Below are 22,559 nucleotides of genomic sequence, written 5' to 3'. Positions count from 1 at the left end.
ACAGGACCGTGAAACAACTTTGCGCCGATGATAGTGCTGCAACCAGTGTGAAAGTAGGTTATCGTCAGGCTTGTTATATAAAAAAACCCCGCATCAGCGGGGTTTTTTTTCGTCTGTGGCATTCATCGGACTAGATGCCCCAGGTGATGCTTTCGCCTTCCGCCTTGGCCGAGCGCAGCATCTCCATCAGAGGATAGGCGCGCTGCGAAAAATGCACTTTTTGCGCGCGCGCATGGGCACCCGTTTCACCATCTTCCAGGGTTTCCGGCGTATGCGCATCGTGTTCAATGTCATTTTCCGGATGTAACTTGCTTTCCGCGACTTCTTTTTCCAGCAGGGCCAGGGCATCGCCCGCTTCCGCTGGCGTGATGACGCCGCGCGTGGGGTTCTTGTGCAGGATGTCGAGAATACGCTGGGCATGTTCCTGGTACATCAGCACTTCTGGGGAGGATTTGGATTTGAATGAGATCAACATAAGCGCTTTCTGAAACTTGTTGTTAGTGTCGAAACAATATCACGACTTGAAATGTCGCACAGGCCGTCCGATTGCCCGGATTGCACAATTGCAAGCCGGATAGAGTCATCTGTTGGACAACGCACGTATTTACAAGGGCTGGCTCACCGTGAAAACAGCTATTTAAGCGATCGTTAAGTCTCAATCCAGTTTCACCGAGTCCATGAAGGTGTCGATGGTTTCACGCGACAGTTTGTTTTCTTCACCGAGAATGATGATCTGGAAGATGCGTTTGTCCTGCGCCACAAAACGGCCGACCAGCAGGACAGGCTTGCCTTGCTGCGTCCCCGTCGCCTCGACGCTCAGCGAGCTGCGTTGATGGCTGCCGGCTGCCGTGCTGGTGGCAGCCGAGGCCAGCTTTTCGCTGCGCACGACGCCATTGATATTTTTCAGCAGCGCCGTCTTCATGGCGGGCAGGGCCGCTTGCGCCTGCTCCGTGCTGTCGAGTATGGCACTGCCGATGGCGAAGGTAGCGCCATCGACCTCGCTGGCCGTCATGGTCAGGCTGACTTTCTTGCCATCGAGATCGATTTCGCGCGTCAGCACGGCCGGCTTGCCTGGAAACAGGGCCGTGAACTGGGCGTCAGGGCTGCGATAGTCGCGCCAGTCGAATTTCGGACTGCAGGCGGACAGGATGCTGGCGGCCGCGAGCGTCGTCAGCAAGAGGGCAAGTGATGTTTTTTTCATCAGCAGATGGTAGCAGCGCCGCCAATCGCGCGCAATCGCGCACGTGTGGCGTTCACTGGCAGCCTTATATTTCACGCAGCACGCGGCGGTACTGGATCGCTTCGGCAATATGCGGCTGTGTGATGGCAGGGCTGCCCGCCAGGTCCGCGATGCTGCGCGCCACGCGCAGTACCCGGTGATAGGTGCGCGCCGACCAGTGCAGGCGCGTCATGGCGCCATGCAGCAACTGTTCGCCATGTGGCTCCAGGCGACAATGCTGTTCGATTTCCGTGTTGCTCAGCCTCTGGTTCGATTTACCCTGACGTGCCAGTTGCAAGGCATAGGCTGCCGCCACCCGTGTGGCGATCCGCTGCGTGGATTCTCCGGCACCGGCATGGCGGCCCAGCGCCGCCGGCGGCATGGCGGCCACTTCAATCTGCAGGTCGATACGGTCGAGTAGCGGGCCGGACAGGCGATTGTGATAACGGAGCACGGCGTCCGGCGTGCAGCGGCAACGGCCGGACGCGTGGCCCAGATAGCCGCACGGGCAGGGATTCATGGCAGCGATCAACTGAAAGCGGGCAGGAAACTCGGCCTGGCGGGCCGCGCGCGAAATGCTGATGACGCCCGATTCCATGGGCTGGCGCAGCACATCGAGCACCCGGCGCTGGAATTCGGCGATTTCGTCGAGAAACAGCACGCCACAGTGGGCCAGCGAGATTTCGCCAGGCCGCGGCACGTTGCCTCCACCCACCAGTGCCACGCCCGATGCCGTCTGGTGCGGGGCGCGGTAGGGCCGCCGCTTCCACTGTTCCACCTTGAAGTGGCCGCCCAGGGAATGCACGGCAGCCGATTCCAGCGCCTCTTCGTCGCTCATGGGTGGCAATACGCCAGGAAAACGGCTGGCCAGCATGGTTTTGCCTGCGCCCGGCGGCCCCACCATCAGGACGTTGTGGCCGCCCGCTGCCGCCACCTCCAGCGCCCGCCGCGCCTGTTGCTGCCCTTGTACGTCGGCAAAGTCGGGATACGGGAAAGCGGGGACAGTCAGCATGGGCTGGTGGCGCTGCAGGGCTGTCTGGCTGGCATGCGCGGCAAAGTGCGCGCAGACCTCGAGCAGGCTGTGGGCGGGATAGATGCAGGCATCGCTGACCAGCGCCGCCTCGTCCGCGTTCGCCTGCGGCAGGATGAAGGCGCGCGGTACGCCGCTCTTGCCGCGTTGCATGGCAAAGGTCATGGCCAGGGCGCCCCGAATCGGGCGCAACTGGCCCGACAACGACAATTCGCCGGCAAATTCGTAGTGGTGTAATTGGTCGCCCGGCAACTGGCCGGAGGCGGCCAGGATGCCCAGCGCGATGGGCAGGTCGAAGCGGCCCGATTCCTTGGGCAAGTCTGCCGGCGCCAGATTGGCCGTAATGCGCCGCGCCGGCATCTCGAAGCCGCAGTTTTGCAGCGCGGCCCGCACGCGGTCGCGCGATTCTTTCACTTCCGTATCGGGCAGGCCGACGATGGTAAAAGAAGGCAAGCCATTGGCGAGGTGGACTTCGACATTCACCTCGGGCGCCTCCATGCCGGCCAGGGCGCGGCTTTTCAGGACTGCCAGACTCATCAGACCCCCTGCACCGCGAACGCGGGCAGTATCAGTCTAGCCCTTGCAACAGTCTGAAGCTTGATGTGTGCCAGCAAGGCTGCCGATTGCGGTGCCTTGCCTGCCCTGCATTAAGCCTTCGGGTCGTTCAGGCGTGTTTCCAGTTCGATCAGGCGCAATTCCAGTGCATCGAGCTTGGCGCGGGTCTTGGCCAGCACTTGTGCCTGGATATCGAATTCTTCGCGCGTGACGAGGTCCAGGCGGGCGAAACCCTGGGTCATCATCGATTTCACGTTTTTCTCGATATCCTTGGCCGGCGAGTTCTCGATGGCTTGGTGGATCTTGCCTTGCAAGTCGTTAAAGAAGGTATTCATGTCCATGGTCAGTCCTTTTATGGTGCGGCATGTGCATCGCACCATTGCGGTGCACAGCAGTGTTAATCTGGTGCGAAAATAGGCAAATCCACAACGCTCCAGCAGCGTATTCCCGCATGCCCAGCGGCTTGCAGGGTATGTATGGACGGAAATGCACCTATCAAGGTGGCAATATAGCTGGCACGTATTCTGCTAAAGAAGGTATGAACGCTTTGTGATCTCCAGCCAAGATTTTAAACCTCAACCGCTTTAAAAGTTCAATAAAAGGGAATCGCCATGAAGAATCTGTCCAAGAACATGACTTTAGCAGCCGCATTGATGTTGGCCATGACCGCCCTGAGCGGTAGCGCCATGGCCCAGGATGCAGTGGCGGCGCCTGCTGCGGCCGAAGCCGTTCCTGATAACGTGGTGAGCTACAACGTGGCGCTGACGAGCGACTACCGTTACCGCGGCATCTCGCAAAGCCGCCTGAACCCGGCCATCAGCGGCGGTGCCGACTATACCCATAACCCGACGGGCCTGTACGTGGGCACCTGGCTGTCGAGCATCAAATGGATCAAGGACGGCGGCGGCGATACGAACCTGGAATGGGATATCTATGCCGGCAAGCGGGGCGAGATCAGCAAGGATTTCACCTATGACGTGGGCGGCCTGTATTACTTCTATCCATCGAATGGCTTGAGCACGAATGCGAACACCTTCGAGCTGTACGGCCAACTGGGCTACGGCCCGATGTATATCAAATACTCGCATTCGACCACGAATCTGTTCGGTGTCGCCGACAGCAAGAACAGCGGCTACCTCGACGTGGGCGCCAACGTCGAGGTGCATGATGGCTACATGCTGAACCTGCATGTGGGGCGCCAGAAAGTCGAGCACAACGATGCCCTCAGCTATAACGATTACAAGATCGGCGTGACCAAGGACTTCGGCATGGCGACCGTTTCCCTGGCGGCCGTCAAAGCCAACATCACGTCGCTGGCACCGAATGGCAAGAATCTGGCGAAATCCGGTCTCGTGCTGACCGTGTCCAAAACCTTTTAAGCGAGACTGCCATGAAAATGATTACCGCAATCATTAAACCGTTCAAACTGGACGAAGTACGCGAAGCTTTGTCGGCTATCAATGTGCAAGGCATTACCGTCACCGAAGTCAAAGGCTTCGGCCGCCAGAAAGGCCACACGGAACTCTACCGTGGTGCCGAGTATGTCGTCGATTTCTTGCCAAAAACCAAGATTGAAGCGGCCGTCGATGACGCCATTGTCGACCAGGCCATCGAGGCGATCGAAGGTGCCGCGCGTACCGGTAAGATCGGCGATGGCAAGATTTTCGTCTACAACCTGGAACAGGTCATCCGCATCCGTACCGGTGAAACCGGCAACGAAGCGCTCTAAGGGGAATATCGATGCGTAAAAATATAACAAAATTGCTAGCTGGGTTTGCCTGTCTGTGTGCGTTTGGCGTCGCCACGCCGAGCTTTGCCGATGCTCCCGCCAAGACGGAGGCGGCCACGACGTCGGCCGTCGCCGCCCCCGCCGTCACGCCCGCGGCTGACGCAACAGCGGCGGCTGCCGCCGCTCCGGCCCCGGCCGCTGCCGCGCCAGCCGCCGCGCCCGTCGCCAACAAGGGCGATACCAGTTTCATGATGATTTCCACCTTGCTGGTGATTTTGATGACCATCCCCGGCCTGGCCCTGTTCTATGGCGGCCTGGTGCGCTCGAAGAACATGCTGTCGGTGCTGATGCAAGTGTTCATGGTGTTCGCGCTGGTGATCGTGCTGTGGTGCATTTATGGCTACTCGATCGCTTTCACGGAAAAAACCGCCTTCTTCGGTGGCTTCGACCGCCTGTTCCTGAACGGTATCTGGGACCCGGCCAAGGGCACGTTTGCCGCCGCCGCCACCTTCAGCAAGGGCGTCGTCATTCCCGAGTTCGTCTTCGTGGCCTTCCAGGGCACGTTTGCCGCCATCACTTGCGCACTGATCGTCGGCGCCTTTGCCGAGCGCGCCAAGTTTGCCGCCGTGCTGGCCTTCGTCGTGCTGTGGTTCACGTTTGCCTACCTGCCGGCCGCCCACATGGTCTGGTTCTGGACCGGTCCTGACCTGATCACCAACGCCGCCACCTCGGCCAGCGAAGCCCTGAAAGCGGGCTGGATCTGGCAAAAAGGCGCGCTGGACTTCGCCGGCGGCACCGTGGTGCACATCAATGCCGCCGTCGCCGGCCTGGTGGGCGCCATCATGATCGGCAAGCGCGTCGGCTACGGCCGCGAATCGATGGCGCCGCACTCGCTGACGATGACCATGATCGGTGCGTCGCTGCTGTGGGTGGGCTGGTTCGGCTTCAATGCGGGTTCCTCGCTGGAAGCGGGCGACGTGGCGGCATTGGCTTTCGTCAATACCTTGCTGGCCACTGCTGCCGCCACCCTGTCGTGGGTATTTGGCGAATGGATCAGCAAAGGCAAGCCTTCCATGCTCGGTGGCGCATCGGGCGCCGTGGCCGGCCTGGTGGCGATCACCCCGGCGGCCGGCTTTGTCGGCCCGATGGGCGGCCTGGTCATCGGCTTGCTGGCCGGTATCGTCTGCTTGTGGGGCGTGAATGGCCTGAAACGCCTGATCGGCGCCGACGATTCGCTCGACGTGTTCGGCGTGCATGGCGTGGGCGGTATCCTCGGCGCCTTGCTGACGGGCGTGTTTGCGGCACCGCAACTGGGCGGCCAGGGCATCTTCGACTACGTCACCAACAAGATGTCGGCCGACCCGTATTCGATCGCTCATCAGGTGTGGGTGCAGGCGCAAGCGGTCGGTACCACCATCCTGTGGTCGGCGCTGGTCTCCATCGTCGCCTATAAGCTGGTCGACATCGTCATCGGCTTGCGCGTACCGGAAGAAGAAGAGCGCGAAGGCCTCGACATCACCAGCCATGGCGAGCAAGCATATCATGGCTAAATAGCAATGTTCTGGCATGCCCGCGCCCCGGCGCGGCATGTCCGGCTGGAAAAGGCGCCTCATTGAGGTGCCTTTTTTTCGTTGTGGGAATGGAAAAGGTCTTTAAAACAAGGCTTTTGCCCCGATTTGGGGTACTTACACGGTAATATAGTCGGCAGTTCTGTGTGCTTTTTTGAATACTGCACATAATTTAAGGATGTAACTATGGTTCCCCATCTCGTCACGGCCCTGACCGGACCGCTGCTCGACCTCGAAAAAAAGATTCTGGCCGCGACGCCGGCCATTGAGCGCTGGTTCCGCATGGAGTGGCAAGAGCACACGCCGCCCTTCTATTGCTCGGTAGACTTGCGCAATGCCGGCTACAAACTGGCGCCCGTCGATACCAATCTGTTCCCTGGCGGCTTTCATAACCTGGCCACGGAAATGCTGCCCCTGTCCGTGCAGGCGGCCATGGCCGCCATCGACAAGTATTGCCCGGATGCCCGCAACCTGCTGATCGTGCCGGAATTGCACAACACCACGCCGCAATACCTGCAGAACGTGGCGCGCCTGATGCAGATCTTCCGCCAGACGGGGCTGCACGTGCGCTTCGGTTCGTGGTCGCCCGAGATTACTCAGCCGACACCCTTGGCGTTGCCAGATGGAAACATGCTCGTCATCGAGCCGCTCGTGCGCCTGAACAATGGCCGCCGCCTGGGCTTGAAGGATTTCGACCCGTGCACGATCTTGCTGAATAATGACTTGTCGGACGGCATCCCCGATATCTTGCAAAACATCCATGAACAAAGCCTGTTGCCGCCCTTGCACGCGGGCTGGGCCTTGCGCCGCAAGAGCAACCACTACACGGCTTACGATGAAGTGGTGAAAAAATTCGGCAAGATGATCGATGTCGACCCGTGGATGCTCAATCCCTTCCACGCCAAGTGCAGCGACGTCAACTTCCAGGAAGGCGAGGGCGAAGACGCGCTGGCTGCCAGCGTGGACGTGCTGCTGGCCAAGATCCGCAAGAAATACAAGGAATATGGCATCAAGGAAAAGCCCTTCGTCATCGTCAAGCCCGATGCGGGCACGTATGGCACGGGCATCATGACGGTGCGCGACGCGAGCGAAGTGCGCGACCTGTCGCGCAAGCAGCGCGACAGGATGTCCATCGTCAAGGACGGCAAGGTCGTCACGGACGTGATCATCCAGGAAGGCGTGCCCACGTTTGAAAGCATCAAGGATGCCGTGGCCGAGCCGGTCGTCTACATGATCGACCGCTATGTGGTGGGCGGTTTCTACCGCGTGCACGCGGAGAAGGGCGTGGACCAGAACCTGAATGCGCCCGGCTCGCAGTACGTGCCGCTGGCGTTTGCCCAGCAGCATGCCGTGCCGGACTTGAAGGCCAAGCCGGGCACGGCCGCGCCGAACCGCTTCTATGTGTATGGCGTGGTGGCGCGCCTGGCCTTGCTGGCCGCGTCGCTGGAAATGGAGCGCACGGACCCGAATCCCGAGGTGTATTGATCCCGCCCTGCGGCTCGCCGGGCGCAGTGACCACTGCGCCTGGCGATCTCGGCTAGAATCAAGCATTCCTTATCCAGGCTCCCCGATTGGACGCACCATGAAAATTGCATTCCTTGCCGACCCGCTGGCAGGCTTCAAGACTTACAAAGATTCCACCTTCGCCATGATGCGCGAGGCGGCCAAACGCGGCCACGCCGTGTACGCCTTCGAGCAGAAGGACATGGCGCTGGAAGAAGGCATCGTCACGGCACGGGTCAAACACATCGCGCTGACTGGCGACGAACACGACTGGTACAAGGTCGTTTCCACCGAGGAAGTGCGCCTGTCGGCCCTGGACGCCATCATCGAGCGCAAGGATCCGCCGTTTGACATGGAATATGTGTACGGCACGTATTTGCTGGAACTGGCGGAAAAGCAGGGCGCGCACGTCTTCAACAAGCCGTCCGCCATCCGCGACAACAATGAAAAGCTGGCCATTGCCCAGTTTTCCGAATTCACCTCGCCGACCCTGGTGACGTCGGATGAAGCGCGCCTGCGCGCCTTCCACGCCAAACACCAGGACGTCATCTTCAAACCGCTCGACGGCATGGGCGGCACGGGCATCTTCCGCGTCAAGGCCGATGGCCTGAACCTGGGCGCCATCATCGAGACCTTGAGCGAGAACGGCGCGCAGACCATCATGGCGCAGCGTTTCATCGCCGACATCGTCAAGGGCGACAAGCGCATCCTCGTCATCGGCGGCAAGCCGGTGCCGTTTTCGCTGGCGCGCATCCCGCAGGCGGGCGAAGTGCGGGGCAACCTGGCGGCTGGCGGCACGGGCGTGGCGCAGCCATTGACGGCGCGCGATCTGGAAATCGCAGAAAAGCTGGGCCCGATCCTGGCCGCGCGGGGCCTGATGCTGGTAGGATTGGACGTGATCGGCGACTATCTGACGGAAGTCAATGTCACCAGCCCGACTTGCTTCCAGGAAATCATGCAGCAGACAGGTTTTGACGTGGCTGCCATGTTTGTCGATGCCGTCGAGCATGGCGTTGCGCAAGCGCAGCAGCGCTAGAAGGTGAAATGACTATGGTAGGGATTTTGCTCATGACACATGCACCGCTGGGACAGGCCTTCATCGCCGCCTGCGCGCATGTGTTTCGCGGGCCAACAGAACGTTTTGAAGCCATCGACGTCGTCGCCGACCAGGACTTGGCGGAAGTGCAAAAGCTGGCCTCCGAAGCCATCTGCCGCCTCGATGACGGCTCCGGCGTGCTGGTGATTACCGACGTGAAGGGCGGCACGCCGTCGAACTGCTGCAACAAGCTGGCCGATGCGGGCCGCGTGGAAGTCATCGCCGGCATCAGTCTGCCGATGTTGCTGCGCGCCATCACGTATCGCCGCGACACGCTCGACGTGGTGGTGGAGATGGCGCTGGCCGGTGCGCAAAGCGGCGCCGTGCGCGTCGATAACCGCATCCGCGTGGGCGAATAAGGAAATGCATGGCCGCCGCCCTGAAGGCGGCGGGTTTTATAGGCCAAGATTGTCATCAGCGTAGCGCATTCAGGGATAGAGACCATACAAAAATGATTCAAAAAGAACTCGAAATCATCAACAAGCTGGGACTGCACGCACGCGCCTCCGCCAAATTTACCCAGCTCGCCGCCAAGTTCAAGAGCGACGTCTGGCTGACCCGCAACGCGCGCCGCATCAACGCCAAGTCCATCATGGGCGTGATGATGCTGGCCGCCGGCAAGGGCGCGAAAGTGACCCTGGAAGCCGAGGGCGATGATGAGCAGGCATGTGTCGATGCGCTCACCGCCCTGATTAATGACAGGTTTGGCGAAGGCGAGTAATGCCCGCCGAACGCAGCCGCAGCCGCATTCCGACAGGTCACCCCATGGCATCTTTCACGCTCCACGGCATCCCGGTTTCCCGCGGCATCGCCATTGGCCGCGCGCATCTGCTGGCGCCGGCCGCCCTTGACGTCAAACACTACCTGGTCGCCCAGGAACAGATCGAAGCCGAAGTCCAGCGTTTGCAAAACGCCATCGCCACCGTCCACAAGGAGCTGCAAACCCTGTGGAACGAGCTGCCCAAGGATGCCCCCACGGAACTGGGCGCGTTCATCGACGTGCATGCGCTGATCCTGTCCGACCCGATGATCGCCGAAGCGCCGCTCGACATCATTCGTTCGCGCCACTACAACGCCGAATGGGCGCTGTTGACGCAAATTGATGAATTATCGGCGCAGTTCGACGAAATCGAAGACCCGTATTTGCGCGAACGCAAGGCCGACATCCAGCAAGTGGCGGAGCGCGTGCTGAAGGTCTTGCTGGGCACGGAACAGCTGCTGCCGAAGGCGGCCACGGCGGATGAATTGGTGGCGCAGATGATCGTCGTCGCGCACGACATCTCTCCAGCCGACATGCTGCAATTTCGCGACCGCTCCTTCATCGGCTTCATCACCGACGTGGGCGGGCAGAACTCGCACACGGCCATCGTCGCGCGCAGCCTCGATATACCCGCCGCCGTCGGCATGTCGCAGGCGTCGATGCTGATCGAGCAGGACGACTGGCTGATCATCGATGGCGACGCCGGCGTGGTCATCGCCAACCCCAGCGCGCTGGTGCTGGAGCAGTACCGCGAGCGCCAGGTGGCCATGCAGCGCGCGCGCAAGAAGCTGGGCAAGCTGAAAAAGACGCCGGCCGTGACCAAATGCGGCACGCCCGTCACCCTGCTGGCGAATATCGAATTGCCCGAGGATTGCGCGTTTGCGCTGGAGTCGGGCGCCAGCGGCGTGGGCCTGTTCCGCTCCGAATTCCTGTTCATGGGCCGCGCCCACAAGATTCCCACCGAGGACGAGCAGTTCGAGGCTTACCGCAACACGGTGCAGTCGATGAAAGGGCGCGTGGTGACCATCCGCACGCTCGACATCGGCGCCGACAAGCCGCTCGACCAGTCCGACCATACGGCCTTGAATCCCGCCCTGGGCTTGCGCGCGATCCGTTACTGCCTGGCCGAGCCGCAATTGTTCCTGACGCAGCTGCGCGCGATTTTGCGCGCTTCCGCCTTTGGCAAGGTGCGCATCCTGATCCCGATGCTGGCACATGCCTTCGAGATCGACCAGTCGCTGGCCATGATCGCGCAAGCGAAGGCCAGCCTGCGCGAGGAGGGCGTCAAGTTCGACGATGCCGTGGAAGTGGGCGCCATGATCGAGATTCCGGCCGCCGCGCTGGCGCTGCCGATGTTCGTCAAGCGCATGGATTTCCTGTCGATCGGCACGAATGACCTGATCCAGTACACCCTGGCCATCGACCGGGTCGACTATGAAGTGGCGCATTTGTACAATCCGCTGCATCCGGCCGTGCTGCAACTGATCTCCATGACGATCGCGGCCGGCCACAAGGCGGGCATCGACGTGGCCGTCTGCGGCGAGATGGCGGGCGACGTGAAGCTCACGCGCTTGCTGCTGGGCATGGGTTTGCGCGAGTTTTCCATGCATCCGGCACAACTGTTGGCGGTCAAGCAAGAGATCCTCAACAGCGACCTGGGCCTGATCGCACCACAAATGCGCAAAATTATGCGTTCGATGGAACCAAATGTGATCGCGGAAGCCGTACAACAGTTGCAGCTCATGTAAACTGTCACCTTAAGCATTAGGACACCTCGCGCGCGGCAAGAGGTGTCCTGATGTTAAAGTTGCAGCACCTATCATCGCGGTGCTGCATCGACCATGGCCCGTGGGGCCGCCTCCCTTTTATAAACCGACACACATGTCATCCATTGGAATCGTTTCGCCGCAAACTATGTATTTTGCGCAACCCCTGCAGCTGCAAAGCGGCGCATCGCTGCGGGACTATATGTTGATGTATGAAACCTACGGCACCCTGAACGCCGACAAATCGAACGCGGTGCTGGTCTGCCACGCCCTGAACGCCTCGCACCACGTGGCCGGCGTCTACGCGGACGAGCCGAAAAGCACGGGCTGGTGGGACAATATGGTCGGTCCCGGCAAGCCGCTCGACACGGACAAATTCTTCGTCATCGGCGTCAACAACCTTGGCTCCTGCTTCGGCTCGACGGGCCCCATGCACACCAATCCCGCTACCGGCAAGCCGTATGGCGCCAGCTTTCCTGTCGTGACGGTGGAAGACTGGGTCAGCGCGCAGGCGCGCCTGGCCGATGAACTGGGCATCGCCCAGTTCGCCGCCGTGATGGGGGGGTCTTTGGGCGGCATGCAGGCGCTGGCGTGGAGCATCATGTTCCCAGAACGGCTGCGCCACTGCGTGGTGATCGCCTCGACGGCCAAGCTGTCGGCGCAAAACATCGCCTTCAACGACGTGGCGCGCCAGGCCATTTTGTCCGACCCCGATTATCGTGGCGGCGACTTTTATGCGCACGGCGTGGTGCCGAAGAACGGTTTGCGCGTGGCGCGCATGGTGGGCCACATCACGTATCTGTCGAACGATGACATGGCCGAGAAATTCGGCCGCAAGCTGCGCGATGCGGCGCAGACGGGCGACTACAAATTCGGCTTCGGCATCGATTTCGAGATCGAATCGTATCTGCGCTACCAGGGCGACAAGTTCTCCGAGTACTTCGACGCGAACACCTATCTGCTGATTACCAAGGCGCTCGACTACTTCGACCCGGCGCGCGCGCATGGCGGCGACCTGGCCAAGGCCCTGTCGGGCACCAAGGCCAAATTCTTCCTCGCCTCGTTTTCCACCGACTGGCGCTTCTCGCCCGAGCGCAGCCGCGAAATCGTCGAAGCGCTGGTGTGCAACCGCCGCCAGGTGACCTATGCCGAAATCGACGCGCCGCACGGCCACGACGCCTTCCTGCTGGAAGATGCGCGCTATATGAACATGGTGCGTGCTTATTATGGCCAGGTATGGAATGACATCAACGTGGGCGCGCCCGCCGCAGTAAAGAACACCGCCGTCCGCCAGGGCGCGAAGGAGACAGCATGACTTTTGACGAATTGAGCGCGCTGCGCCCCGACCTGGCCTTCATCGCCCACTGGGTGCCGAACAACGCGCATGTGCTGGACGTGGGCTGCGGCGAAGGCGTGATGCTGCAGTACCTGCAAAGCGACAAGGAATGCAGCGGCTATGGCATCGAGATCGCCGACGACAAGGTATTGGCCAGTACTTTGCGCGGCGTCAATGTGATCCAGCAGGACATGGAAAAGGGCCTGGCCATCTTTGGCGACAACAGTTTCGATACGGTGTTGTGCCTGTCGTCGCTGCAGATGATGAAGCAGGTCGAGCCGCTGCTGCGCGACATCGTGCGCGTGGGCGCCGAGGCCATCGTCTCGTTCCCCAACTTCGCCTACTGGCCGCACCGCGTGGCATTGCTGAAAGGCCGCATGCCCGTGTCGAAGTCGCTGCCTTACCAGTGGTACGACACGCCCAACGTGCGCTGCGCCACCATCAACGACTTCCGCGAACTGGCCGAAGAATGCGGCCTGGAAGTGATCGACTGCGTGGCCCTGGCCGAAGGCAAGATGGTCTCCGTGCTGCCGAACCTGCGCGGCGACCTGGCCGTCTTCCGCCTGCGTAAAAAAGCGGTGCATTGATGACCACAAGCCCGGCGCCTGGCTGGCGTTCCTATGCCAATGGCCGCATGCTGGCCGTGCTGGTGCTGGGCTTCAGTTCCGGCCTGCCCCTGTTCATTCTGCTGTACCTGCTGCAGGCATGGCTGGCCAAGTCGGGCTTGAACGTCAAGGCGCTGGGGCTGTTCGCCCTGGTGCAGTTCCCCTACATCTGGAAATTCCTGTGGGCGCCCCTGATGGACCGCTACCGCATCCTGGGACTGGGGCGCCGGCGCGGCTGGATGGCGGCCACGCAAGTGGCGCTGTTCTTTTCCATCGGCGGCATGGGCATGCTGGACCCGCTCACGCAGATCGGCCTGATCGCGGCCGCTGCCGGCGGGGTCGCCTTTCTGTCGGCCAGCCAGGACATCGTCATCGACGCCTACCGGCGCGAAATCCTCAGCGATAACGAGCAGGGCCTGGGCGCCGCCGTCATCGTCAACGCGTATAAAGTGGCGGGCATGGTGCCGGGCGCGCTGTCGCTGATCCTGGCCGACCGCATGCCGTGGCAGCCCGTCTTCTGGATCACGGCCGCCTTCATGCTGCCGGGCCTCGTGTGCACTTTGCTGATCAAGGAACCCACCGTGTACGGCTCGCCGCCGAAGACCATGCGCGAAGCGATTATTTTGCCGTTCCAGGAATTCATCGCGCGCGATGGTTGGCGTAACGCAATGTGGATACTCGCTTTCGTATTACTCTACAAGATAGGCGACAGCATGGCGACGGCGCTGGCGACGAAGTTTTATCTGGACCTGGGTTTTTCCATGACGCAGATCGGCCTGGCCGCCAATACCACGGGTTTCTGGGCCAGCCTGGCCGGCGGTGTGGTGGGCGGCGTGTGGATGCTCAAGCTGGGCATCAACCGGGGCCTGTGGGTATTCGGCGCGCTGCAGGCGATCGCCATTCTCGGTTTCGCCTGGCTGGCGCAGGTGGGGCCGAACACCATGCTGCTCAGCGCCGTGATCGGTTTTGAAGCGTTCGCCAGCCTGGGTCTGGGCGCGGCCGCCTTTGTCGCGTTTCTGTCGCGCAGCACGGACCCACGCTACACGGCCACGCAATATGCCCTGTTTTCCAGCCTGAGCGCCGTGCCGCGCACCCTGATCAATGCCTCGGTGGGCTTTCTGGTCGCGGAATTGGGCTGGTTCTCGTTTTTCATCGTGTGCTTCTTCCTGGCCTTCCCGGCCATGATGATGCTGCCTAAAATCGCTCCATGGAGGTCTGCCAATGGCACCAATATCCCTTAAACGTTACACCATCCTGGCCAGCCTGTGCACGGCCACCGCGCTGGCGCCCCTGTCCGTCCACGCCCAGCAGGCGACGGTACAGGATGGCATCGAGGTGCGTCCCTTGTCGACTTCGCGCATCTTTGCCGGCGGCGCCGATTTCAATGCACAGTCGAAGCAGCAATATACGCAGCTGGTCAACGAGGCGAAGGAAAAAAATGCGCTGGTGCCCGACAGAGATCCGCAGGTCAAACGCCTGCGCGCCATCGCCCAGCGCATCATCCCGTTTGCGACGCGCTGGAACGAGGCGGCGGCCAGCTGGAACTGGCAGGTCAACCTGCTCAACTCGGACGAGGTCAACGCCTTTTGCATGCCGGGCGGGCAGATCGCTTTTTACAGCGGCATCATCACCAAGCTGAATCTGACGGACGACGAAGTCGCCATCGTCATGGGCCATGAAATTTCGCACGCCTTGCGCGAACACTCGCAGGCGCAGGCCGGCAAGGGCAACCTGGCCGCCGTCGGCGCCAAGCTGGCCGGCGCGGGCCTGTCGGCCTGGCTCGGCGTCGATCCGAATCTGACCAGCACCGCCACGAATATGGCGGCCAAGGGCGTGATGCTGAAGTTTTCGCGCGATGATGAACGCGAGGCGGACCTGATCGGCATGGACCTGGCCGCGCGCGCCGGTTTCGACCCGCGCGCCGGCGTGGTGCTGTGGCAGAAAATGGCGGCAGTAAGCGCGGGCGCGCCGCCCGAATTCCTCTCGACGCACCCATCGGGCAAGGACCGCATCTCGCAGATGAACAGCCACATGGCGCAAGTGCTGCCCTTGTACGCGCGCAGCAAGGGCGTCAGCGTGGATGCCTTGCCGCCGTACCGCAGCAACGCCATCGCGCAGCGCTAGGATGTCGTCCCGTCACGCCGCCGCTCCCTTGCCCATGCGCGACGGCGTGGCGCCCAGCTATCTGTGGCTGCCGGAGGGGCAGTGGCCGGACATGCTCACCTTCCTGATCGAACGCTATCCGCAGATCAGTGCCGCGCAATGGCGGGACCGCATGGCGCGCGGCGAAGTGGTCGATGGCGACGGCGCCGCGCTGGGGCCCGACAGCGCATACCGGCGCGGCATGCGCATTTTTTACTACCGCGAGCTGGAGCGCGAGACGCCGATCCCCTTCCAGGAAGAGATCCTGTTCCAGGATGAGCATCTGGTCGTGGTCGACAAGCCGCATTTCCTGCCCATGACGCCGGGCGGGCGCTTCGTGCAGGAGACCTTGCTGACGCGTCTGAAGAAACGGCTCGATAACGCCGACCTCACGCCGATCCACCGCCTTGACCGCGAGACGGCCGGCGTGGTGATTTTTTCGCGCCAGATAGCCAGCCGGGGCGCGTATCAAACGCTGTTCCAGCGCCGCGAAGTGCGCAAGACGTACGAGGCGCTGGCGCCCGTGCTGGCGGGCCGCGATTTCCCGTTTACCTACCGCAGCCGCATGGTTGAAGGCGAGCAGTTTTTCCTCATGCGCGAGGAGGAGGGCGAGCCGAATTCGGAAACCGTCATCGGCGTGATCGAAGAGCGCGGTGATGTGGTCTTGTACCGGCTGCAGCCGCACACGGGCCGCAAGCACCAGCTGCGCGTGCACCTGGCCTCGCTGGGCATCCCCATCGTCAACGATGCGTTTTACCCGGTGGCGCTGCCGTGCAAGGAAGACGACATGTCGCAGCCCTTGCAGCTGCTGGCGCGCGCCATCGATTTCACGGATCCATTGACGGGCGAGCCGCGCCACTTTGAAAGCCGGCGCAGCCTGTAGCGGTGCTTATGCCTTGATCGTGTAATCGATGATCAAAGGCGCGTGATCGGAAAAACGCTCGTCCTTGTAGACGCTGACCGTATGCGCCTGTGCCGCAATGCCTGGCGTGGCGACGTGGTAATCGATGCGCCAGCCCACGTTCTTCGCGTAGGCTTGTCCGCGGTTGCTCCACCAGGTGTACTGGTCTTCGCGCTTGTCCAGGCCGCGGTGCACGTCGACGAAGCCCACTTCATCGAAGACGCGCGTCAGCCATGCGCGTTCCTCTGGCAGGAAGCCGGAATTCTTCTTGTTGCCCTTCCAGTTTTTCAGGTCGATTTCGTGGTGGGCGATGTTCCAGTCGCCGCAGATGACCACTTCGCGGCCCAGCGCCTTCAATTCCAGCAAGTGCGGCAGGAACAGCTCCATGAAGCGGAACTTGGCTTCCTGGCGCTCCGGGCCGGACGAACCGGAGGGGCAGTACACGGAAATGACGGACAGGTTGCCAAAATCACACCGTACATAGCGTCCTTCGGCATCGAATTCAGGGCTGCCGAAGCCGATATGCACGGCGTCCGGCTCGACCTTGCTGTACACGCCCGTGCCGGAATAGCCTTTTTTCTCGGCATAGTGGAAATGGCCATGATAGCCGTGCGGGTTGAGGAATTCCGGCGTCATGTCGGGCAGTTGCGCCTTCAATTCCTGCACGCAGATGAAATCGGCCGTTTGCGTGCCCATCCAGTTGAAAAAGCCTTTTTTGGCGGCGGAGCGGATGCCGTTCAGGTTGGCGGAGATAATTTTTGGCATAGGTCGAGAGTCAATGGTGAGCGCCAGCGGCGCTGGACGGGGCCGGCGGGCGCGGCATGGCGATTGTCTCGCCGCTGCGCGCGGATTAAAATACAGGCACTTTTAAAAAATGAGGCTAATGTGAATAATTTACGCCAGCAGTTTATCGCGTTTTCAGTATCCAAGGGAGTCTTGCGGTTTGGCGAGTTCACCACCAAGGCCGGACGCCAGTCGCCGTACTTCTTCAATGCGGGCCTGTTCCATGACGGCGCCACTCTGGCCGAGCTGGCGCAGTTCTACGCGCAGACCCTGCTCGACTCGGGCGTCGAATTCGACATGCTGTTCGGGCCCGCCTACAAGGGCATCACCCTGGCGTCGGCCACCGCCGTGGCGCTGGCCGGCAAGGGCCGCAACACCTCGTTCGCCTTCAACCGCAAGGAAGCCAAGGACCATGGCGAAGGCGGCACCATCGTCGGCGCCAAGCTGCATGGCAAAGTTGTCATTATTGACGATGTGATCTCGGCCGGCACCTCGGTACGCGAATCGGTGGACATGATCCGCGCCGCTGGCGCCGAGCCATGCGCCGTGCTGATCGCCCTGGACCGCATGGAGCGTTCGGGCCCGGACGGCCAGCTGTCGCCAAGTTCGGCCGTGCAGGAAGTGTCGAAACAGTACGGCATTCCCGTCATCTCGATCGGCAACCTGGACGACTTGTTCGGCTATCTGAACGGCGCTGGCGCCGATCCGGAACTGCTCCAATATAAGGATGCCGTTTCCGCGTACCGCACGCGCTACGGTATTTAAGTCGTCTTTTCCAGCAGCGCCCGCAACCGCGGGTCGCTGCAGGCGGCGCCGGCTTGCGGGTGGCATTGCAGCAGCTGGCGCAGCAGCGCGCCGCCGATGCCGCGCCGCCGGAACGGCGGTTTCACGAACAGCATGTTCACCGTCACTTCATCCGCATGTCTGCTGATATCGAGCATGGCCACCTGCTGGCCGTCGATCCACGCGCACAGCGCGCCGTCCCCTTGCCAGTCTATCCGCATCACGCCAGCCATGGTTTGAGCGCCGCATGCAGGCCCAGGGCGAACAGGCCGACAAAAAAGCATCGCCTGAACACGTGCTGCGCGATGCGCCCGCGCAGCCATTGACCGGCCAGCATGCCGGCCAGCGCCGGCAGCAGCGCATACGCGGATGCGCCGGCCGCACCGAGGCTGAAGTCGCCGTGCAGGGCCAGGCTGGCCGCCAGCGCCACGGTCGATGCCGTAAACGCCAGGCCCAGGGCCTGCACCAGCGCATCGCGCGCCAGCCCCAGTCCCTGCAGATACGGCACGGCGGGGATCACGAACACGCCCGTGGCGGCCGTCACCAGGCCCGTCACCGCGCCCGCCATGAGCCCCAGCCACGCTTCATGCCGCGCCGGCACGCGCAACTGCAGCGAGAACAGGCCCGCCAGCGCATACAGCATCAGCGCCACGCCCAGCGCGACGACGGCCAAGGTCCCGCTGTCGGCCGGCAGCAGGGCGCCGCCCGCCACGGTGCCGGCCATGACGGCGGTCAGCATGGGCCACAAACGGCGCAGCAGCGCGCGCAGGCCGGGGCCGGCCGCCAGTTGCCAGATATTCGTCACCATCGACGGCACGATCAGCAGGGCTGCCGCCTGCACGGGCGGCATGACGAGGCTGAGCGTGCCCATGGCCACCGTCGGCAAGCCCAATCCGACTACGCCTTTGACGAAGCCAGCGACGAGGAAGCTGGCGCCGACGGCCAGCAGGTATGACGTCTCCATTTTTCTATTCCACAGTGATTTTGCGTGAATTCTGCGCGCGCTGGGCGGTTTCGCCAAGGTGGATTATTTTGAGTCAGCCTCAGTAAAATACGAAGGCTGGTAAGATGGCGAAAAAGGAGGGCTGTCATGCGTTTTGATCTGGTCGACTTGCAGCTGTTCGTCAACGTGGTGGAAGCGGGCAGCCTGACGGCGGGCGCCGCGCGCAGCCATCTCGCCTTGGCGTCGAGCAGCGCGCGCGTGCGCGGCATGGAAGAGATGCTGGGCATGCCCCTGCTGCTGCGCGGGCGGCGCGGCGTGGAGCCGACGCCCGTGGGCCAGACCTTGCTGCATCACGCGCGCCTGGTATTGCTGCAAATGGAGAAAATGCGCGGCGAGCTCGGTGAATTTGCGCGCGGCTTGAAAGGGCAGTTGCGGCTGCTGTGCAATACGGCAGCGCTCAGCGAATTCCTGCCCGAGGCGCTCGGCGCTTTTCTCGACCGCCATCCGAACCTGACCATCGACCTGGAAGAGCGCCTCAGTTACGATATCGTCAAGGCTGTCTCGGAAGGGCTGGCCGACATGGGCATCGTGTCCGACTCGGTCGATATGCGCGGCTTGCAGACGTTCTTGTTCCGTCCCGACCGCCTGGTGGTTATCGCCGCGGCAGACGGCGTGCATCACCGCGCGCTGGGCCAGGATGGCGTCGTCGACTTTGCCAGCGTACTGGATCACGATTTCATCGGCCTGGCCGACGACAGCGCGATGCAGCAGTACCTGGGCATGCATGCCGCGCGCCTGGGCCGCCCGTTGAAGGTGCGCGTGCGCCTGCGCAGCTTCGATGCCGTGTGCCGCATGGTGGCCAGCGGCGTGGGCATCAGCGTGGTGCCGTTGGCAGCTGCCAGCCGCTGCCAGCAGACGATGGCGCTGCGCTGCCTGGAATTATCCGATCCCTGGTCGGTACGCAATCTGACGATTTGCGTGCGCCAGTTCAGTGAATTACCCCTGTATGCGCGCCAGTTGATCGATCACCTGAAGGCGTGACAGGGCATGACAGGAGCAGCGATGCGTTTTTCAGAAGACAAGATGGCCAGCCTGCGGTGCAGCGACCAGGTCGAGCGGCCCATCCACATCTGGCAGCCGGAGCAGCCGCGACAGCCACGTGCCGTGATCCTGGCCATCCACGGCGGCATGGCGCATGCGGGCGATTACGTCACACCGGCGCTGTACTTCCGCCAGCACGGCATCGCCACCGTCAGCTTCGACATGGTGGGCCACGATGGCCAGCGCAAGGTCGATATCCCCGCGTTCGAGGCTTTCCTCGACGACGAAGAGCTGTTCCTCGCCTGGGTCAAGCAGACCTATCCGGGCGTGCCCGTGTTCGTCATGGGCCATTCCATGGGCGGCCTGATCGCCACGCATCTGGGCCTGCGGCGCTTTGCGGGCGATGCGGCCATCAAGGGCTTCATCATTTCGTCGCCGTACTATGTGAATGCGATACCCGTGCCGAAGGTGCTGCAGATGTTGTCCGGCTGGCTGGCGCAGCGCTTCCCCACCATGAAAGTGCCATTGGGCAACTTGACCATGCTGCTCACGCACGATCAAACCATCACCGCGCGCCACTTCCAGGACGAGCGCGACGGCATACGCGCCAGTGCCGCATCGGTGCGCTTCGCCCATGCGCTGACGTCGGCGCAAAAGGCGCTGGCGGGCGGCTTGTCGGACTGGCGTTTCCCCTTGTTCGCCGTGGTGGCGGGCGACGACAAGCTGGCCGATAGCCGCGCCACGGAAAGCCTGCTGCGCAGCGTGCCCGATGGCTTGCTCGACTACCATTTTTACCCGGCCAACTATCACGAGAACTTCAATGAAGTGAACCGCGAGGCGATCTTTGCCGCCATCCTGGCCTGGATGGAGAAACTGCTGGCACCCGTGCAGGCTTGAGGGCCAGGTATCGCTATAATCGGATTCACTGAATTTACCGTCGGCGCATGCCGGCCCGGTCCCCGCGGCACAGGGGTTTACTCAAGGAACGAACGATGCGCTTGCTGATTGCCCTGTTACTGCCGTGGCTGACCTTTTTTACCATCGGCCGCCCCATTGCCGGCATCATTTGCCTGATACTGCAGATTACCTTGATCGGCTGGCTGCCAGCGACGATCTGGGCCGTGTATTCGCTGAGCCAGTTCAAGACGGATCAGAAGATCGCCGAGGCCATGCGCCAGCGCTAAGCTAAGGCTGGCCTAAGCTGCGCTTCCTATCTTGATTCAACCAACACGAGGAGAGTGAGATGGCACCAGACAGACGCGGTACCTTGACCCTGGCGGCGGCAATGCTGGCCGCCGGGTTGTTGCTGGGAAGTGCGGCGCAGGCGCAAACCGACGGCGCACTGCCGCCCGTGCAGAAGAGCGGGGCGGTAGAGTACCTGAGCGGCGGCATCGGTCTCGAGGAGTCGACGGCCATCAAGAGTGCCAGCCGGCATTGGCCCTTGAGCCTGGTGTTTTCCGTGCAAGCGGCGGGCAAGGCGGAATTTGCCTCCGACGTGAAGCTGGACATACGCGACGCCAAGGGCGCTCCGGTGCTGGACACGACGGCCAGCGGCCCGTTCCTGCTGGCGAAACTGCCGCCGGGAAGCTACAGCCTGCGCGCCACCCTGGCCGGCAAGACGCTGGAACGCAAGGTGCAGGTCAAGGCGGGCAGTTCCGCACGCGTGGAACTGGTCTGGCCGGCGGGAACGAACCAGGGCCGGCCTTGATGCGGCGACGGCAGCCCGATCAGCTGACCGCGAGCACGCGCCCTTCGGCAGCGCTTTGCAGCGCCAGTTCGATCAGGCGTATCGTCGCTGCCGCATCCTCGGCCGCCACGGGCGCCGCTGCGCCATGGCGGATGGCGTCGGCCATGCCCTGGTAAAAGTCCTGATAGCGGCCCGCCTGCATTTCGAGGTGTTCGCAATGGCCGTCCGGCTGCGTGCCCAGGTGCAGCGCGCCGCGCACGGGGTCCACGCCCCAGCCGGGCTGGCCCGGTCTGCCGCCCGCCTTCAGGGCATCTTCCTGCGGATCGAGGCCGAATTTCACGAAGCTGCCCCGGTCTCCATGCACGGCGAAGCGCGCCGTCGGCGCCTTCACCAGGCAGCCGGCTTGCAGCACCACGCGCAGCCGGTCGTAGTACAAAACGATGTGCATGTAGTCGACGGCTTGCGCGCCATCGCGCTGCAGGGCGATATCGGCGGACAGTTTTTCCGGCTGGCCGAACAGCTGCATGGCCTGGTCCAGCATGTGTGGACCCAGGTCGTACAGCAAGCCGCCGCCCGGCGCGCCGGATTCGCGCCAGCGCTGGCGGATCTCGGGGCGGAAACGGTCGAAGTGCGATTCGACGCTGGCGATGCGCCCCAGGGTGCCTTGCGCCAGCAGCGCTTTCAGTGTCAGGAAGTCGCCATCCCAGCGCCGGTTGTGATACACGCTGAGCACCAGCTGGCGCTCTTTCGCCAGCGCGATCAGGCTCTGTGCTTCAACGCTGGAAATGGTGAAGGGCTTGTCAACCACCACGTGTTTGCCCGCCTGCAGGGCCGCTTGTGCCAGGCTGAAGTGCGCCTCGTTGGGGGCGGCGATGACGACCAGTTCGATGGACGGGTCGGCAAACAGCTGCGCCGCATCCGCATACACGGTGGCGTGCGGCCAATCCTTGTGCACGAGCTCCGGCTTGCTGGAGGCGACGGCCGCCAGTTCCAGGGCATCGATGGCGGACAGGACGGGAGCGTGGAAGGTGGAGCCGGCAAAGCCGTAGCCGACGAGGCCGGTTTTGATCTTGTTCATGGCGGGTTCACAGGTGCGTGGAAGAATCCATGAT

At 62.4% G+C, this 22,559-nt stretch carries 26 protein-coding genes; 18 read left to right on the top strand and 8 right to left on the bottom strand.

All coding sequences use genetic code 11. The features are described from left to right. Positions 1-130 precede the first annotated feature (130 nt). The 4 genes from AC07X6_RS08555 to AC07X6_RS08540 all read right to left on the bottom strand — a co-directional run bounded on the left by AC07X6_RS08555 (position 131) and on the right by AC07X6_RS08540 (position 3,145). Entirely contained in the window at positions 131-475 is a 345-nt protein-coding gene (locus tag AC07X6_RS08555; protein WP_071325465.1) for a DUF1840 domain-containing protein, read from the bottom strand. Positions 476-655: 180 nt separating this feature from the next. Continuing rightward, a complete protein-coding gene (locus AC07X6_RS08550; RefSeq protein ID WP_474294598.1) occupies positions 656-1,201 on the bottom strand; it encodes a hypothetical protein in 546 nt (181 codons plus the stop codon). 64 nt (positions 1,202-1,265) lie between these two features. Further along, positions 1,266-2,786, bottom strand: coding sequence for a YifB family Mg chelatase-like AAA ATPase (locus tag AC07X6_RS08545; RefSeq protein ID WP_494790659.1), 1,521 nt, complete (start codon positions 2,784-2,786; stop codon positions 1,266-1,268). A 110-nt stretch (positions 2,787-2,896) separates the two neighbouring features. Next, positions 2,897-3,145 (bottom strand): accessory factor UbiK family protein, encoded by a 249-nt coding sequence (locus AC07X6_RS08540; RefSeq protein WP_035824443.1) that lies wholly within the window; start codon positions 3,143-3,145, stop codon positions 2,897-2,899. Positions 3,146-3,415: 270 nt separating this feature from the next. Between AC07X6_RS08540 and AC07X6_RS08535 the strand changes: the two genes are divergently transcribed. From AC07X6_RS08535 to AC07X6_RS08475, 13 genes are all read left to right on the top strand, one after another. Then, positions 3,416-4,183 (top strand): TorF family putative porin, encoded by a 768-nt coding sequence (locus tag AC07X6_RS08535; protein WP_494790658.1) that lies wholly within the window; start codon positions 3,416-3,418, stop codon positions 4,181-4,183. 11 nt (positions 4,184-4,194) lie between these two features. Then, complete coding sequence (locus tag AC07X6_RS08530; protein ID WP_010393464.1) at positions 4,195-4,533, top strand: P-II family nitrogen regulator; 339 nt, start codon at positions 4,195-4,197, stop codon at positions 4,531-4,533. Between the two features lie 11 nt (positions 4,534-4,544). Then, the gene (locus AC07X6_RS08525; protein WP_494790657.1) at positions 4,545-6,083 is read left to right on the top strand and encodes an ammonium transporter; all 1,539 of its coding nucleotides are present in this window, start codon (positions 4,545-4,547) and stop codon (positions 6,081-6,083) included. 204 nt (positions 6,084-6,287) lie between these two features. After that, positions 6,288-7,586 carry a glutamate--cysteine ligase gene (gshA, locus tag AC07X6_RS08520; RefSeq protein ID WP_230541636.1) on the top strand — a complete coding sequence of 433 codons (1,299 nt, stop codon included), beginning with the start codon at positions 6,288-6,290 and terminating at the stop codon, positions 7,584-7,586. A 97-nt stretch (positions 7,587-7,683) separates the two neighbouring features. Further along, the gene (gshB, locus tag AC07X6_RS08515) at positions 7,684-8,640 is read left to right on the top strand and encodes a glutathione synthase (RefSeq protein ID WP_070289932.1); all 957 of its coding nucleotides are present in this window, start codon (positions 7,684-7,686) and stop codon (positions 8,638-8,640) included. 14 nt (positions 8,641-8,654) lie between these two features. Further along, positions 8,655-9,059: a PTS sugar transporter subunit IIA gene (locus tag AC07X6_RS08510; RefSeq protein ID WP_029496035.1), complete on the top strand. Its 405-nt coding sequence runs from the start codon at positions 8,655-8,657 to the stop codon at positions 9,057-9,059. Positions 9,060-9,151: 92 nt separating this feature from the next. Next, positions 9,152-9,421: an HPr family phosphocarrier protein gene (locus AC07X6_RS08505; protein WP_010393142.1), complete on the top strand. Its 270-nt coding sequence runs from the start codon at positions 9,152-9,154 to the stop codon at positions 9,419-9,421. A 44-nt stretch (positions 9,422-9,465) separates the two neighbouring features. Further along, positions 9,466-11,208, top strand: a complete 1,743-nt coding sequence (gene ptsP / locus AC07X6_RS08500; protein ID WP_230541635.1) for a phosphoenolpyruvate--protein phosphotransferase — start codon at positions 9,466-9,468, stop codon at positions 11,206-11,208. A 133-nt stretch (positions 11,209-11,341) separates the two neighbouring features. Continuing rightward, positions 11,342-12,541, top strand: a complete 1,200-nt coding sequence (gene metX / locus AC07X6_RS08495) for a homoserine O-succinyltransferase MetX (RefSeq protein ID WP_494790656.1) — start codon at positions 11,342-11,344, stop codon at positions 12,539-12,541. Beyond that, a complete protein-coding gene (metW, locus tag AC07X6_RS08490) occupies positions 12,538-13,149 on the top strand; it encodes a methionine biosynthesis protein MetW (RefSeq protein ID WP_219134930.1) in 612 nt (203 codons plus the stop codon). The genes metX and metW overlap by 4 nt, the downstream gene beginning before the upstream one ends. Further along, positions 13,149-14,408 carry an AmpG family muropeptide MFS transporter gene (locus tag AC07X6_RS08485; protein WP_230541632.1) on the top strand — a complete coding sequence of 420 codons (1,260 nt, stop codon included), beginning with the start codon at positions 13,149-13,151 and terminating at the stop codon, positions 14,406-14,408. The genes metW and AC07X6_RS08485 overlap by 1 nt, the downstream gene beginning before the upstream one ends. Beyond that, positions 14,389-15,291 (top strand): M48 family metallopeptidase, encoded by a 903-nt coding sequence (locus AC07X6_RS08480; RefSeq protein ID WP_494790655.1) that lies wholly within the window; start codon positions 14,389-14,391, stop codon positions 15,289-15,291. Before AC07X6_RS08485 ends, AC07X6_RS08480 begins: the two co-directional genes overlap by 20 nt. A gap of 1 nt (position 15,292) precedes the next feature. Further along, positions 15,293-16,192, top strand: a complete 900-nt coding sequence (locus AC07X6_RS08475) for an RluA family pseudouridine synthase (RefSeq protein WP_494790654.1) — start codon at positions 15,293-15,295, stop codon at positions 16,190-16,192. Between the two features lie 6 nt (positions 16,193-16,198). Here the strand turns inward: AC07X6_RS08475 and AC07X6_RS08470 are convergent, their stop codons facing one another. Then, on the bottom strand, positions 16,199-16,975 hold the full coding sequence (locus AC07X6_RS08470; RefSeq protein ID WP_086144962.1) for an exodeoxyribonuclease III: 777 nt from the start codon (positions 16,973-16,975) through the stop codon (positions 16,199-16,201). Between the two features lie 120 nt (positions 16,976-17,095). Here AC07X6_RS08470 and pyrE point away from each other — a divergent pair, with 120 nt between their 5' ends. Then, a complete protein-coding gene (gene pyrE / locus AC07X6_RS08465) occupies positions 17,096-17,758 on the top strand; it encodes an orotate phosphoribosyltransferase (RefSeq protein ID WP_077399379.1) in 663 nt (220 codons plus the stop codon). Here pyrE and AC07X6_RS08460 read toward each other — a convergent pair. Further along, complete coding sequence (locus AC07X6_RS08460; RefSeq protein ID WP_230541629.1) at positions 17,755-18,009, bottom strand: GNAT family N-acetyltransferase; 255 nt, start codon at positions 18,007-18,009, stop codon at positions 17,755-17,757. The two genes, pyrE and AC07X6_RS08460, sit on opposite strands and share 4 nt — an antisense overlap. Next, a complete protein-coding gene (locus AC07X6_RS08455; RefSeq protein ID WP_230541628.1) occupies positions 17,997-18,740 on the bottom strand; it encodes a sulfite exporter TauE/SafE family protein in 744 nt (247 codons plus the stop codon). Before AC07X6_RS08455 ends, AC07X6_RS08460 begins: the two co-directional genes overlap by 13 nt. Positions 18,741-18,866: 126 nt before the next feature. Here AC07X6_RS08455 and AC07X6_RS08450 point away from each other — a divergent pair, with 126 nt between their 5' ends. The 4 genes from AC07X6_RS08450 to AC07X6_RS08435 all read left to right on the top strand — a co-directional run bounded on the left by AC07X6_RS08450 (position 18,867) and on the right by AC07X6_RS08435 (position 21,468). After that, positions 18,867-19,760, top strand: coding sequence for a LysR family transcriptional regulator (locus AC07X6_RS08450; RefSeq protein WP_034749390.1), 894 nt, complete (start codon positions 18,867-18,869; stop codon positions 19,758-19,760). A gap of 21 nt (positions 19,761-19,781) precedes the next feature. Further along, on the top strand, positions 19,782-20,657 hold the full coding sequence (locus tag AC07X6_RS08445) for an alpha/beta fold hydrolase (protein WP_494790653.1): 876 nt from the start codon (positions 19,782-19,784) through the stop codon (positions 20,655-20,657). Positions 20,658-20,752: 95 nt separating this feature from the next. Further along, on the top strand, positions 20,753-20,944 hold the full coding sequence (locus AC07X6_RS08440; RefSeq protein WP_494790652.1) for a YqaE/Pmp3 family membrane protein: 192 nt from the start codon (positions 20,753-20,755) through the stop codon (positions 20,942-20,944). Between the two features lie 59 nt (positions 20,945-21,003). Beyond that, a complete protein-coding gene (locus AC07X6_RS08435) occupies positions 21,004-21,468 on the top strand; it encodes a carboxypeptidase-like regulatory domain-containing protein (RefSeq protein ID WP_230541625.1) in 465 nt (154 codons plus the stop codon). A gap of 19 nt (positions 21,469-21,487) precedes the next feature. Here the strand turns inward: AC07X6_RS08435 and AC07X6_RS08430 are convergent, their stop codons facing one another. Beyond that, positions 21,488-22,525 (bottom strand): oxidoreductase, encoded by a 1,038-nt coding sequence (locus tag AC07X6_RS08430; RefSeq protein WP_494790651.1) that lies wholly within the window; start codon positions 22,523-22,525, stop codon positions 21,488-21,490. Positions 22,526-22,559: the final 34 nt, after the last annotated feature.

This window comes from Janthinobacterium sp. GW460-12-1-14-LB5 (genome assembly GCF_059423585.1).
This window is presented reverse-complemented; position numbering and strand designations above follow the sequence as displayed.